Source organism: Streptomyces sp. NBC_00659 (assembly GCF_036226925.1).
In the GTDB taxonomy this organism is placed as follows: domain Bacteria; phylum Actinomycetota; class Actinomycetes; order Streptomycetales; family Streptomycetaceae; genus Streptomyces.
The window spans coordinates 8,103,061-8,116,031 of the sequence record NZ_CP109031.1 but is presented as its reverse complement, the minus strand read 5'-3'; the positions used below and the strand labels follow the sequence as shown (position 1 = coordinate 8,116,031).

At 69.5% G+C, this 12,971-nt stretch carries 11 protein-coding genes and 1 riboswitch; of the genes, 1 reads left to right on the top strand and 10 read right to left on the bottom strand.

The window, feature by feature from the left end; all coding sequences use genetic code 11:
* Positions 1–62 precede the first annotated feature (62 nt).
* Together OG410_RS35455 and OG410_RS35450 are read right to left on the bottom strand one after the other, a co-directional pair.
* On the bottom strand, positions 63–848 hold the full coding sequence (locus OG410_RS35455) for an SGNH/GDSL hydrolase family protein (RefSeq protein WP_329304359.1): 786 nt from the start codon (positions 846–848) through the stop codon (positions 63–65).
* 270 nt (positions 849–1,118) lie between these two features.
* Positions 1,119–2,057: a M23 family metallopeptidase gene (locus OG410_RS35450; protein ID WP_329302879.1), complete on the bottom strand. Its 939-nt coding sequence runs from the start codon at positions 2,055–2,057 to the stop codon at positions 1,119–1,121.
* A gap of 4 nt (positions 2,058–2,061) precedes the next feature.
* A riboswitch (cyclic di-AMP (ydaO/yuaA leader) is annotated at positions 2,062–2,224 on the bottom strand.
* Between the two features lie 641 nt (positions 2,225–2,865).
* On the opposite strand from OG410_RS35450, the gene OG410_RS35445 reads away from it, so the two are divergent.
* Positions 2,866–3,663, top strand: a complete 798-nt coding sequence (locus OG410_RS35445; RefSeq protein ID WP_329302878.1) for a tyrosine-protein phosphatase — start codon at positions 2,866–2,868, stop codon at positions 3,661–3,663.
* Positions 3,664–3,686: 23 nt separating this feature from the next.
* Here OG410_RS35445 and OG410_RS35440 read toward each other — a convergent pair whose 3' ends face one another.
* The 8 genes from OG410_RS35440 to shc all read right to left on the bottom strand — a co-directional run bounded on the left by OG410_RS35440 (position 3,687) and on the right by shc (position 12,849).
* Positions 3,687–3,803 (bottom strand): DUF6126 family protein, encoded by a 117-nt coding sequence (locus OG410_RS35440; protein WP_037618597.1) that lies wholly within the window; start codon positions 3,801–3,803, stop codon positions 3,687–3,689.
* 26 nt (positions 3,804–3,829) lie between these two features.
* Positions 3,830–4,468: a helix-turn-helix domain-containing protein gene (locus OG410_RS35435; protein WP_328672765.1), complete on the bottom strand. Its 639-nt coding sequence runs from the start codon at positions 4,466–4,468 to the stop codon at positions 3,830–3,832.
* 167 nt (positions 4,469–4,635) lie between these two features.
* Entirely contained in the window at positions 4,636–6,036 is a 1,401-nt protein-coding gene (locus OG410_RS35430; RefSeq protein WP_329302877.1) for an aspartate aminotransferase family protein, read from the bottom strand.
* The gene (dxs, locus tag OG410_RS35425; RefSeq protein ID WP_329302876.1) at positions 6,033–7,985 is read right to left on the bottom strand and encodes a 1-deoxy-D-xylulose-5-phosphate synthase; all 1,953 of its coding nucleotides are present in this window, start codon (positions 7,983–7,985) and stop codon (positions 6,033–6,035) included. Before dxs ends, OG410_RS35430 begins: the two co-directional genes overlap by 4 nt.
* 27 nt (positions 7,986–8,012) lie before the next feature.
* A complete protein-coding gene (gene ispG, locus OG410_RS35420) occupies positions 8,013–9,170 on the bottom strand; it encodes a flavodoxin-dependent (E)-4-hydroxy-3-methylbut-2-enyl-diphosphate synthase (protein ID WP_329302875.1) in 1,158 nt (385 codons plus the stop codon).
* Between the two features lie 4 nt (positions 9,171–9,174).
* A complete protein-coding gene (gene hpnH, locus OG410_RS35415; RefSeq protein WP_261706226.1) occupies positions 9,175–10,197 on the bottom strand; it encodes an adenosyl-hopene transferase HpnH in 1,023 nt (340 codons plus the stop codon).
* A gap of 5 nt (positions 10,198–10,202) precedes the next feature.
* Positions 10,203–10,844, bottom strand: coding sequence for a phosphorylase family protein (locus tag OG410_RS35410; RefSeq protein WP_329302874.1), 642 nt, complete (start codon positions 10,842–10,844; stop codon positions 10,203–10,205).
* A gap of 1 nt (position 10,845) precedes the next feature.
* Positions 10,846–12,849 carry a squalene--hopene cyclase gene (gene shc / locus OG410_RS35405; RefSeq protein ID WP_329302873.1) on the bottom strand — a complete coding sequence of 668 codons (2,004 nt, stop codon included), beginning with the start codon at positions 12,847–12,849 and terminating at the stop codon, positions 10,846–10,848.
* Positions 12,850–12,971 lie beyond the last annotated feature (122 nt).

The window sequence follows — 12,971 nt, the reverse complement described above, 5'->3', positions numbered from 1 at the left end:
GGCCGCCCGGGTACCGGTCCCGACCGGCCGGGCCGGCCTTGCCGGCCGGGCCGGTGCAGGTCTCAGGCGACCGACTCGATGCGCATCTTGATGTCGTCCGGGGAGAGGGCGCCCTTGGCCGCGACGTGATCGCCCGAGGACTCCCCGCGCAGCCGCCGTCCGATCCACGGAACGAGGTACTCGCGCGCCCACTGGATGTTGTCGCGGCGCATCTCCAGCGTGCCGCGCGGCGGGAGGGGCGGCCAGGGCTGGTCCGGGTCGGCCGGCACCTCCAGGCCGAGTACCTGTCCGGCACGGAGCGCCACCCGGGTGTGCCCCTCGGGCGAGAGGTGCAGCCGGTCGCCGTCCCAGGCCCGGCGGTCCTGGATCGTCTTCAGGGACCAGAGGTCGAGGACGGGACAGCCGTAGCGGTCCGCGATGGCACGCACATGTCCGTTGTAGGTGGCGATCTTGCCGCGCAGGTGCTTGAGCACGGGGACGCCACGCGTGTCGAAGCCGGTGGTCACCATGACGGCGCCGACGGCGGAGGTGAGGTCGACGATCGCGCGCTCGAAGCGCTCCGCGACCTCGTCGGGGTCGGTGCCGGGGCGGATGATGTCGTTGCCGCCGGCGCAGAACGAGACCAGGTCCGGGCCGAGTTCCTTGGCCCTCTGGAGCTGGGACTCGACGATCTGGTCGAGCAGTTTGCCGCGCACGGCGAGGTTGGTGTAGTCGAAATCGCCTTCGGGCCTGCGGTCCGCGAGAAGTACCGCAAACCGGTCCGCCCAGCCGACGAACGCTCCGTCGGGCCCAGGGTCGCCGACGCCCTCGGTGAAGCTGTCCCCCACCGCCACGTACGACCCGATCACTGATCTGTTGTCACTCTTCGAATCGTCTGCCACATGGAGCATGATTCACCTTTTGATGTGAGCTACGCGACCGTAGGGAAGGGTTGACGGCCGGTGAGATAAGCCACTCGCCAAGCATTGGTCAACTCTGGAATAAGGCTCGCGTCAAGGACGTTGAGGCAGCGATCGCCCAGAGGCCGTCGCCGCGGGCACACCGAAGGCCGGACCCAGGGGATCATGGGGTCCGGCCTTCGGAGATCTTCCTGCCGTCAGGAGCAGGAGGCGGGGGGGTCAGCCCACGGCGACACCGTGCGAGCGCAGGTACGCGACCGGGTCGATGTCGGAGCCGTAGTCCGGCGTGGTGCGGATCTCGAAGTGCAGGTGCGGTCCGGTCACGTTGCCCGTGGCGCCGGAGAGACCTATCTGCTGCCCCTCGGTGACGGTCTGCCCCGCCGAGACGGACAGCGACGACATGTGGGCGTACTGGGAGTACTTGCCGTCGGCGTGCTGGATGACGACCTGGTTGCCGTAGGCGCCGCCCCAGCCCGCGGAGACGACCGTGCCCGCGGCGATGGACTTGAGCGTGGTGCCGGTCGGGATCACGAAGTCCACGCCCGTGTGGTAGCCGCTGGACCACATGCTGCCCGCCACCTTGTAACCGGTGCCGACGGAGCTGCTCGCGACCGGCAGGGTGTAGCCGGACGAGGTGCCGGAAGAGGTGCCGGTGGAAGGGGCGTCGGTGGAAGGGGCGTCGGTGGAAGCGGTGCCTGAGGGGGCCGGGTCGGCGGCCGGGGTCGCCTGGCCGGACTTCGCCGAGGTGGTCGTCCGGGTGGCCGAGTGCGTGGCCGAGTGGGCGGCGGCCTTCTTGCCGAGCGACAGCTTCAGACCGGGGTGGATCAGCGACGGGTCGCCGCCGATGGAGGAGCGGTTGTCGGCGTAGATCTTCTTCCAGCCGCCGCTGACGTTCTGCTCGTCGGCGATCTTCGAGAGGTAGTCGCCGGACCTCACCGCGTACGTCTTCGTCCCGGCGGCCTTGGCGGCCTTCTTCGCGGGAGCGGCGGTCGCGGCCTTCTCGACCTGGTGCGCGACGGCGGTGGCCGGGGTCGCGGCGTGGGCGCCGGTGGCTCCCATCAGGGGCAGCGCGAGTGCGGCGCCACCGGTTCCGGCCACGGCGATCGAGCGGGTGAAACGCAAGGACTTGGGACGGCGGTGCTTACCCTTCGCGGGCATGACGAATTCCTCTCCGGCGCCTGCGGGGTGAGCTGTCGGGTGCGGGCTGGAGATGCCCGGCCACGCTGCTGCGCGGCTGTACCCCTAGCCTGTTCCGGAAAAAGAACCGGTCCAGGCGCGGAACCTGTGGGTCCCCCGCTCCTGCCGTGTACGGGTGAGTGTGCGGATTCCGGGCGGCGGCAGGATTGGGCGTCCGTCCGGATTGAGGCAGAACGTAAGCGACATGAGAGCGCGTCGACAACTATGTGCGGTTTCTGTGCGCTCGCCTTTCTTGATCCATGCGGAAACCGCCGTCACCCTCCGTGGAGTGACGATCTTCCCGACTTCTCAACCCACCTGAAAATCCGGGCGGGTTGAGAAATGAGGACGGCAACGCATCGTCACGAATATGACGCTCCTCACGCGACTCACCCCAGGGCGCCCTATTCCAGGGCCAGTTGCCATGAAGGTGCCTATTCGGACAGAACAGACAGAAGCTGCACGGGCGGATATCCAGCCCATTCGACCCTCTGGTCGGAATGGAGCACAAAACAACACTTCTAAATGCCTCGTTTCGCCTCAATTGCCCCATGGGGCCGATGCGGCCGGAGGCGCGCGGTTGATCCAGTACAGGATTCGAACACTCATTCGACATCAGATGCCGCAATGCGCCGCTTCCAGGGCGTTCCGCCCGGAAGGCTTCGGCTGTGGACAACTCATTGCCCGAGGAACCCATGTCGTATCGTCGAGAGCGCGAGCCGGTACAACTGCCGACGAGCGGCGCCGAGTCCAGCACGGCGACGCCGGCGGCCGAATGGGAGGAGCCCCCGTGACGCAGCAGGTCCCGTCGACCGAGCCCGAACTCGGCGGAGTGCGCAACTTCCGCGACGTGGGCGGACTGCCCACCGCGGACGGCCGGCGAGTGCGTTATGGGCACCTGTTCCGCAGCGGCCACCTCGCCCACGCCACGGAGGAGGACGCCGCGTTCCTCGCCTCTCTGGGGCTCCACACGGTCTTCGACTTCCGTAATGCCGCGGACCAGAAACTGGAGGGCCCGGACGTCGAACTTCCGGGCGTGCGGAACGTGAACCTCCCGCTGAGCGACCCGGCGGACGGCAGCGAGTTCTGGAAGATGGTCCGCGACGGCGATCTCGACCAGCTGCGCGCGATCCTCGGCGACGGCAAGGCCGAGAACCGGATGATCAACTCCTACCGCACGATCATCAAGGAGCGCACGGCCGAGCACTCCCGGGTACTGCACGCCCTGGCCGACGACAGCGTGCCCGCGCTGATGCACTGCGCGGCGGGCAAGGACCGCGCCGGGTTGTCCATCGCGATCACCCTGCTCGCCCTCGGCGTCGAGCGCGAGGCGATCGTGGCCGACTACCTGGAGTCGAACGCCGCGCACCGCCGTTACAAGGTGCACCGCAACAACTCCTCGGCCGGCGCGTACTCCCCCGAGGTGATGGAACTGCTCAGCCCGCTGTTCGACGCGCGGCCCGTGTACCTGACAGCCGCCTTCGAGACGATCGAGGAGACCTGGGGCAGCGTCGAGGTCTATCTGGAGCAGGGGCTGGGACTGACGCCGGAGCTGCGGGAGCGCCTGCGCGGGCGGCTCCTGGACTGAGCCGCCCGCCGGGACCGGGCTCTCTACTGGTTCTGCGCGCCCAGCGTGAAGAGCAGATAGATGAAGGCCGCGAACAGGTGGCCGACGGCGACGTAGATGATCAGCCGCACCCACAGGGCGCGCGGGAACCTGTCCTCCATGGAGCGGCGGCGTTCTGTGGGTTCGGTCATGACGTCTCTCCCGAGGTGGGGTGGCCCGTCGCCGGGCCGAGGCACAGCGCGGCGACGGGGCTCTGCAGCAGGGTGTGTACGAAGAGGAGCTCGGCTCCGTCGCGTTCGGCGGCGGCGATGCGGTGCGGGGTCAGCGAGTCGAAGTGGGCGCTGTCTCCCGGAGCGAGGACGTGCGCGGTGTCCCCGAGGCGCAGACTGAGCCGCCCCCGGAGGACGTACAGCCACTCCTCGCCCGGGTGGACGCGCACGATGTCGCCCTGCGAACCGTAGGGGACGTGCACGCGCAGTGCCTGCATGCCGCGGCCCGCGGAGCCCGCCTGCCAGTAGGTCCAGCCCCCGGCCGGGGCCGGTTCCATGGCGGCGGCCCGTACGATCGCGTCACGGTCGGGGACCGCCTCGCCGAGCAGCTCCGAGACCGTCGTACCGTAGACACGGGCCAGCGTGAGCAGCATCGGCAGCGAGGGCTGGCGCTGTCCGGTCTCCAGCCGGGAGAGATGGGCGGGCGAGAGTCCGGCCGCGCGGGCGGCTGCCTCCAGCGTGAGGGAGGCGCTGCGGCGCAGGGCGCGGAGCCGCGGCGCCACGGCGTGCAGCTCGGCGGACGGCTCGTCGGCCGCCCCTGTGTCGGCAGGGCTCATAGGACCATTGAGCCAAACAATTACCTCTGGGGCAATTTTCTTGCCCCAGAGGCAAAGAACCTCGCCGGACACGGTCCAACGCACCCACGCGGCTTCGCCGACCGCACCGGGCCGCCTCGCCGATCACACCCGCGAGGCCTCGCGGCGGCCGCCGGTCCGGCCGGGTCTCAGCGGTTCGCCACCGCCTGCTTCACCAGCGTCTTCCCGAAGTCCCACATCAGCCCGCCGCCGTTGTGCGCGTCCTCCATCACCGCGGTGAAGGCCTCCACGAACCGGTCGACGTCCCGCTCGTCGATGACCAGCGGCGGGATCAGCTTGATCACCTCCAGGTGGTCGCCGGAGACCTGGGTGAGGATGCGGTGCCGCTGGAGCAGCGGCACGACGACCATCTGCGCGAACAGACCCTTGCGCGCGGCCTGCAGCATCGTCCAGCGGCCGCGCAGCTTGAGCGACGTGGGCCGGCCGAACTCGATGCCGATCATCAGACCCCGGCCGCGTACGTCGCTGAGCAGCTCGTAGCGGTCGACCAGGGCCGCCAACCGGGACTTCAGCCGTTCTCCGGTGATCCGGGCGTTGGCGACGATCTGCTCGTTCTCCATCACGGAGAGCACCGCGAGCCCCGCCGCCATGGCCTGCGCGTTGGAACCGAAGCTCGCCGAGTGCACGAGGACCCGGTCCATGGAGGAGTAGACCTTCTTGAAGATCCAGTCCTTTCCGAGGGTCGCGCCCACCGGCACATAGCCGCCGGAGAGCGCCTTGGCCACGCACACCAGGTCCGGTTCGACGCCCTCCTCGTGCTGGTAGGCGTAGAAGTCCCCGGTCCGGCCGAGCCCGGTCTGCACCTCGTCCGCGATGAGCAGTGCCTTGTGCCGGTGCAGCAGCTCCTGGGCGGCGCGCAGATATCCGGGCGGGGACTCGTGGACGCCCTTCCCCTGGATCGGCTCCACGATGAGCGCGGCGACGTCGCCTTTCTTCAACTCCCTTGCCAGGGCGTCCAGATCACCGAGCGGGACCGCCGTGTCGGGGAGCAGCGGTGCGAAGCCGTCGCGGAAGCCGTCCTCGCCGTTCACGGACAGGGAACCGGTGGTCAGCCCGTGGAAGGCGTGCGCGCAGTACAGGATCCGCGGTCGGCCGGTGGCGTACCGGGCGAACTTCAGCGCGGTCTCGACCGCCTCCGTGCCGCTGTTGCCGAAGAACACCCGGTCCAGGTGCGGGCTGTGGGTGAGCAGCCGCTCCGCGAGCAGGCCCGGCAGCGGCTGGCAGTCGAAGCGGGTGAGGTCGGCGAGCGAGGCGTCCAGGACGTCGTGCAACGCCCGCCGGACGACGGGGTGATGGCGGCCGAGGCCCATCACCCCGAACCCGGCGAGCATGTCCAGGTAGTCGTTGCCGTCGGCGTCCCAGAAGTGCGCGCCCTCGGCACGCTCGTAGACCTTGTCGAAGCCGATGGTGTGCAGCATGCGCGGGAGCTGGTGGTTCAGGTACTTCGTGTGCAGTTCGTAGCGCTCGGCTCCGCGCTCGGCGAGGAGCGCGCCGAGGTCGAACTCCCCCTTCTGGGCAGGGTCGGTCATTCCTGTTTCTCCTTGGACGACGCTTTCTCGGCCGGCCGGTCGGCGGCCTCGATCGGCTCGTACGCGGCCTTGGCCCGCTCGTCCCTGATGGCCAGCCCGGCGCTGATCCGTCCGGCGATCTCCACGGGCGTGAGCCCGATGTCGGCGAGCACCTCGGACCGCTTGGCGTGCGCGAGGAACTGCTCGGGGATGCCGAACCGTCTTACGGGCACGTCGACTTCGGCGTCCCCGAGGGCCAGCGAGACGGCGGCGCCGACACCCGAGGCCCTGCTGTTGTCCTCGACGACGGCGACGAGCCGGTGTTCGGCGGCGAGGTGGGGCAGCGCCGGGTCGACGGGCTTGACCCAGCGCGGGTCGACGACCGTGCAGCCGATGCCGCGGGCCTGAAGCAGGTCGGCGGTCTGGAGGCAGACCTGGGCCATGACGCCGACCGCGACGAGCAGGACCTCCGGGCGCTCGCCCCGGTGCAGGACGTCGAGCCCGCCCACATGGTCCACCGCGGGGATCACCGGACCGACGGACTCCTTCGGGAAGCGGATCAGGGTCGGCGCGTCGTCCACGGCGACCGCCTCCCGGAGCTGGGCCCTCAACTGGTCGGCGTCGCGCGGAGCGGCGATCCTGAGGCCGGGCACGACCTGGAGGATCGACATGTCCCACATGCCGTTGTGCGAGGCGCCGTCGACACCGGTGACCCCGGCCCGGTCGAGGACGAAGGTCACACCGCAGCGGTGCAGCGCGACGTCCATGAGGAGCTGGTCGAAGGCCCGGTTGAGGAAGGTCGCGTACACGGCGACGACGGGATGCAGACCGCCGGTCGCGAGTCCGGCCGCGGACACCGTGGCATGCTGCTCGGCGATGCCGACGTCCCACACCCGGTCGGGGAACCGCTCGGCGAACTTCCCGAGCCCGACCGGATGCAGCATGGCCGCCGTGATGGCCACGACGTCCGCCCGCTCCTCGCCGATCCTGACGATCTCGTCGCCGAACACGGAGGTCCAGGAAGGGCCGTTGGACGGTGCGAGGGGCTCGCAGGTGAGCGGGTCCATCACGCCGACCGTGTGGAAGTGGTCCTCCTCGTGCGCGAGCGCGGGTTCGTAGCCGCGCCCCTTCTCCGTCAGGCAGTGGACGAGCACGGGCCCGTGGAAGCGTTTCGCCCGGCGCAACGCGGACTCCACGGCTCCCACGTCGTGACCGTCGATGGGACCGACGTACTTGAGCCCGAGGTCCTCGAACATGCCCTGCGGCGCGAACGCGTCCTTGAAGCCCTTCTTCGCGCCGTGCAGCGACTCGTAGATCGTGTTGCCGACGAGGGGGGTGCGCAGCAGGACGTCCTTGCCCCAGGCGAGGACCCGCTCGTAGCTGTCGGTGGTCCGCAGGGTCGCGAGGTGGTTGGCGAGGCCGCCGATGGTGGGGGCGTACGAGCGTTCATTGTCGTTGACGACGATGATCAGGGGCCGGTCCTTGGCCGCGGCGATGTTGTTCAGCGCCTCCCACGCCATGCCCCCGGTCAGGGCGCCGTCGCCGATGACCGCGACGACGTGGCCCTTCTCGCCTTGCACCTGGCGGGCCTTGGCGAGCCCGTCGGCCCAGCCGAGCGCCGTCGAGGCGTGGCTGTTCTCGATGACGTCGTGCTCGGACTCCTCGCGGGAGGGATAGCCGGAGAGGCCGCCCTTGCCGCGCAGCTTGGAGAAGTCCTGACGCCCTGTCAGCAGTTTGTGTACGTAGCTCTGATGGCCGGTGTCCCACAGGATGCGGTCGAAGGGCGACTCGAAGACCCGGTGGAGGGCGATGGACAGCTCCACCACTCCCAGGTTGGGTCCGAGGTGACCGCCGGTCCTGGCGACCGCGTGCACCAGGAACTCCCTCACCTCTTCGGCCAGTTCACCGATTTCCGCCTCGGACAGCGCCTTCAGGTCGCGTGGTCCCCGGATGTTCTCCAGAATCGTCACGTCGGGCCCCCTCTCGGTCCGTGCTGATCAGCTCACGGTGACGGCCGGTTCCCCGGACGCGACGCCGTCGTTCTCCATCTGCTCGGCGATCTTCATCGCCTCATCGATGAGCGTCTCGACGATCTTCGACTCGGGGACGGTCTTGATGACCTCGCCCTTGACGAAGATCTGCCCCTTGCCATTGCCGGAGGCGACCCCCAGGTCCGCCTCCCGTGCCTCGCCGGGACCGTTGACGACGCAGCCCATGACGGCGACGCGCAACGGGACCTCCATGCCCTCCAGGCCGGCCGTGACCTCGTCGGCCAGCTTGTACACATCGACCTGGGCCCGCCCGCAGGACGGGCAGGAGACGATCTCCAGCCGTCGCTGCCGCAGTCCGAGCGACTCCAGGATCTGGATGCCGACCTTGCACTCCTCGGCGGGCGGCGCGCTCAGGGAGACCCTGATGGTGTCCCCGATGCCCTCACTGAGCAGCGCCCCGAACGCCACGGCCGACTTGATGGTCCCCTGGAACGCCGGACCCGCCTCGGTCACCCCGAGGTGCAGCGGGTAGTCGCACTGGGCGGCCAGCTGCCGGTAGGCGTTGACCATGACCACCGGGTCGTTGTGCTTCACCGAGATCTTGATGTCCCGGAACCCGTGCTCCTCGAAGAGCGACGCCTCCCACAGCGCCGACTCGACGAGCGCCTCGGGCGTCGCCTTGCCGTATTTCTCCAGCAGCCGCCTGTCGAGCGAGCCCGCGTTCACCCCGATACGGATCGGGATCCCCGCGTCCCTCGCGGCCCGCGCGATCTCCTTCACCTTGTCGTCGAACTGTTTGATGTTGCCGGGGTTCACGCGTACCGCCGCGCAGCCCGCGTCGATCGCCGCGAACACGTACTTCGGCTGGAAGTGGATGTCCGCGATCACCGGGATCTGCGACTTCTCGGCGATGGTCGCGAGCGCGTCCGCGTCGTCCTGCGTGGGGCAGGCGACACGGACGATCTGGCAGCCGGACGCGGTCAGTTCGGCGATCTGCTGGAGTGTGGCGCCGATGTCCGACGTACGGGTCGTGGTCATCGACTGGACGGACACGGGCGCCCCGCCGCCGACCGCCACCGGTCCGACCTGGATCCGCCGCGACACACGGCGCTCCGCGATCGGCCGGAGCGGTACCTCTGGGAGGCCCAGGGAAACGGCGGTCATGACGTCACCCGCGGCTTTCCGTGAAGGTCTCGCGGGCGGCCCGGATGGATTCCTTGAGGGAGCCCATGGTGGCCAGGACCGCCGTCGGCTCGTAGCCGCAGTGCGCCATGCAGTTGGCGCACCGGTCGTCCTTGCCGCGGCCGTAGGAGTCCCAGTCGGTCTCCTCCAGGAGCTGCTTGTACGTCTGCACGTAGCCGTCGCTCATCAGGTAGCAGGGCTTCTGCCAGCCGAAGAGCGAGTAGCTCGGGATCGCCCACGCGGTGCACGGGAAGTCGACCTTGCCCTCCAGGAAGTCCAGGAAGAGCGGGCTCTGGTTGAGCCTCCAGCGGCGCCGGTTGCCGCCCGCGAAGGCCTTCTTGAACAGTTCCCGGGTCTGCTGGACGCCGAGGAAGTGCTCCTGGTCGGGGGCCTTCTCGTAGGCGTAGGCGGGCGAGAGCATCATCTCGTCGACCTTCAGGTCGTCGTTGAGGTAGTTCAGCACCTCGATGATGGTCTGCGGGGTGTCGGTGTTGAAGAAGGTCGAGTTCGTGGTGACGCGGAAGCCGCGGCGCTTGGCCTCCTTGATGGCCGCGACCGCCTCGTCGAAGACACCTTCCTTCGCGACGGACTCGTCGTGCCGTTCGCGCAGCCCGTCGATGTGGACGGCCCAGGCGAAGTACGGCGAGGGCTTGAACTTGTCCATCTTCTTGCGCAGCAGCATCGCGTTGGTGCAGAGGAAGACGAACTTCTTCTTCGCCACCAACTGCCGCACGATCTCGTCGATCTGAGGGTGCATCAGCGGCTCACCGCCGGCGATGGACACCATCGGCGCACCGGATTCGAGGACCGCGCCCACCGCCTGGGCGACCGGCATGCGCTGCTTGAGCACACCGGCGGGGTGCTGGATCTTGCCGCAGCCCTCGCACGCGAGGTTGCAGGCGAAGAGCGGTTCCAGCTCGACGAGCAGGGCGAACTTGTCCCGCTTCCTTAGCTTCTGTTCAAACAGGTATGCAGCGACCTTCATGGACTGCCGAAGCGGCATGGCCATACGGCTCACCTCCGAGGGAGCGACAAAGAACGGTGCCATTCGAAAAAAGCGGGAAGAACGGAACGAAGAACGCGGAAGGCTGATATTCCACCGCGAAACGTGCCGATTCGGACGAGTTCATGTTCTGGAGCATCCACGACCACCCGGACGGCCGCAACGGGACGGGTTCCCGAGCGGACCGCGCCGAGCAATGTGGCCGCCGACTCCATGTCGACGGCGATGGCTCCGGTCGCGAGCAGACCGGAGCGCTCGTGACCGCGGACCACGTGATCGGAGCCGGTGAGCGGCCCCGTGTGGACGGTGCGGCCCGGCACGGTGCGGGCGAGTTCCTTGACCAGCAGATCGGTGCCCACACACGGTGTGGTGCCGCCCGGGTCGCGGGTCTCCTCGGCGACGACCAGGTCACCGGGGTGCATGCCCGGGGCGAGCCCCGCGCAGAAGCCGGTGGCGAGCACGGACGCCGTGGCCAGCGCCGGGTCGGCCAGCACCCGGGTGACCGACCGGTCGGCGGCCCTGGGTCCCATGCCGGTACGCAGCACGGTGACCGGCCCGCCAGCGCCGCTCCGGTCGCCACTGCGCAGGGCGAGGTGCTCGATGCCGAGCGCGCAGGCGATCAGAAGCGGGGCCGGGGCGGGCGTCCTGTCCATATCAGCCCCCCTCGGCCGCGGAGAAGGGCTCTCCGTGGACGTAGCGGCCGAGCGCGGTGAGCGGGAAGACGTGGCGGTAGAGGTGGTAGTTGATCGAGAAGTCCCACGGGAAGCCGGTCCCCGTGAAGTACGGCTCGTCCCAGGTGCCGTCGGGCAGCTGCGTCTCCGCGAGCCAGACCACCCCGCGCTCGGCGGCCTTGGAGTCGTGCTCCCCCGCGGCGAGCAGGGCGAGCAGGGCCCAGCCGGTCTGCGAGGCGGTCGAGGCGCCGCGTCCGCTCCATCCGGCGATGTCGTCGTAGGAGCGCATGTCCTCGCCCCAGCCTCCGTCCTCGTTCTGCACGGACTCCAGCCAGGCCACCGCCCGGCGGATCGCCGGGTGCGAGCCGGGCAGTCCCGCCGCCGCGAGCGCCGGGACCACGGACCCTGTGCCGTAGACGTAGTTGACGCCCCAGCGCCCGAACCAGGAGCCGTTCGGCTCCTGATGGGAGAGCAGCCACTCGATGCCCCGGCGGGTACGCGGGTCATGGGTGAGCCCCTCGACCGCCAGCATCTCCACCACGTGCGCCGTCACGTCCGCGGAGGGCGGGTCGATCACCTCCCCGAAGTCGCAGAACGGCAGCCGGTTGGGAAAGGCACTGGTGTTGTCGACGTCGAACGCGCCCCAGCCGCCGTCCTTGGACTGCATGCCGAGATTCCAGCGGACCCCGCGTCCGATGGCGTTCTCGACGCGGTCCGGGTCGTGGTGCCGGACGCGGCGCAGTGCGAGGACGACCTCCGCGGTGTCGTCGATGTCGGGGTAGTTGTCGTTGTGGAACTCGAACGCCCACCCGCCCGGCGGCAGTTGGGGCCGCTTGACCGACCAGTCGCCGGGCCGGACGATCTCCTCCCCGAGCATCCAGTCCACGGCCTTGACGAGCTGCGGGTGGTCGGCGGGCACTCCCGCGTCGGCCAGCGCGATGGTGGCCAGGCAGGTGTCCCACACCGGCGACTGACACGCCTCGATCATCCGCGCGCCGTCGTCGCGCCACACGGCGAAACGGTCCAGCGAGGCCAACCCCGCGCGCATCACCGGGTGTTCGAGGTCGTAGCCGAGCAGATGCAGCGCGATGACCGAGTAGACGGCGGGCGGCTGGATGCCTCCCCAGCAGCCGTCGTTCTCCTGGCGCTCGATGATCCAGCGGCCGGCCGTGTTCATCGCCGCTCTGCGCAGGGCGCGCGGCGCGACCCTGCGGTACTGGTGCAGCGCCTTGTCCAGACGCTGGAAGGCGCCGTCCCAACTGGTCACGGGGGCGAGCGGTCCGACCGGGTTGGGGTTGCGCGCGTCGGTGTGCAGTTCGTCCAGCGGGAACGGCGCGGGGCGCACCGGACGCGTCGCCGAGACGACGGTGAGCGGCACGATGGTCTGCCGCGCCCAGCACCCGAAGTCGTAGATGTTCAGCGGCATCCACTTCGGGAAGTAGATGAGCTCCGGCGGGAGTTCGGGCAGGTCGTCCCACTTCCACCAGCCGAAGAGGGCGAGCCAGATCCGGGTGAAGACACGGGCCGCGGCGATCCCGCCGCGCTCGCGGATCCACGCGGACGCCTTCGCCATGTGCGGGTCGTCCGGGGCGTCCCCGGCCAGCCGCAGGGCGACGTACGCCTCGATGGTGGTGGAGATCTCGCCCGGACCGCCGTAGAACGAGGCCCACGTGCCGTCCTCGCGCTGCTCGCCGCGGATGAACAGCGCCGCGCCGCGGGTGATCGCCTCGTCGCGGATTCCCAGGAACTGACGGAGCAGCAGGTCCTCGGCGTCCATGGTGACGTTCGTCTCGAGGTCGCCCTTCCACCAGCCCTGGGCGTCCTGCCGCGCGAGCAGGAAGTCCGTGGCGCGCTCCATGGCGCGCGTGGCGGCGTCTCGGGTCTCGACTGTCCCGGCCGCCTCGGGAATGGTCCGATACCGGGTTTCGCTGGCCGAGGCAGCGCGGGGCGGCAGGGCCCCGGTGCTTCCGTCGGTCGTCGCTGTCATGGCTTCCCCTTCGTGCAGTGGTGTGTCTCTGCTGTGGGTCCGCCGTCGGCCGGTGCGTTCGTTCGGATCGATATCCCCCCGCTCGAACGAGGTTCGAAGCTTGGGGAAGGCACCGGCCGGCG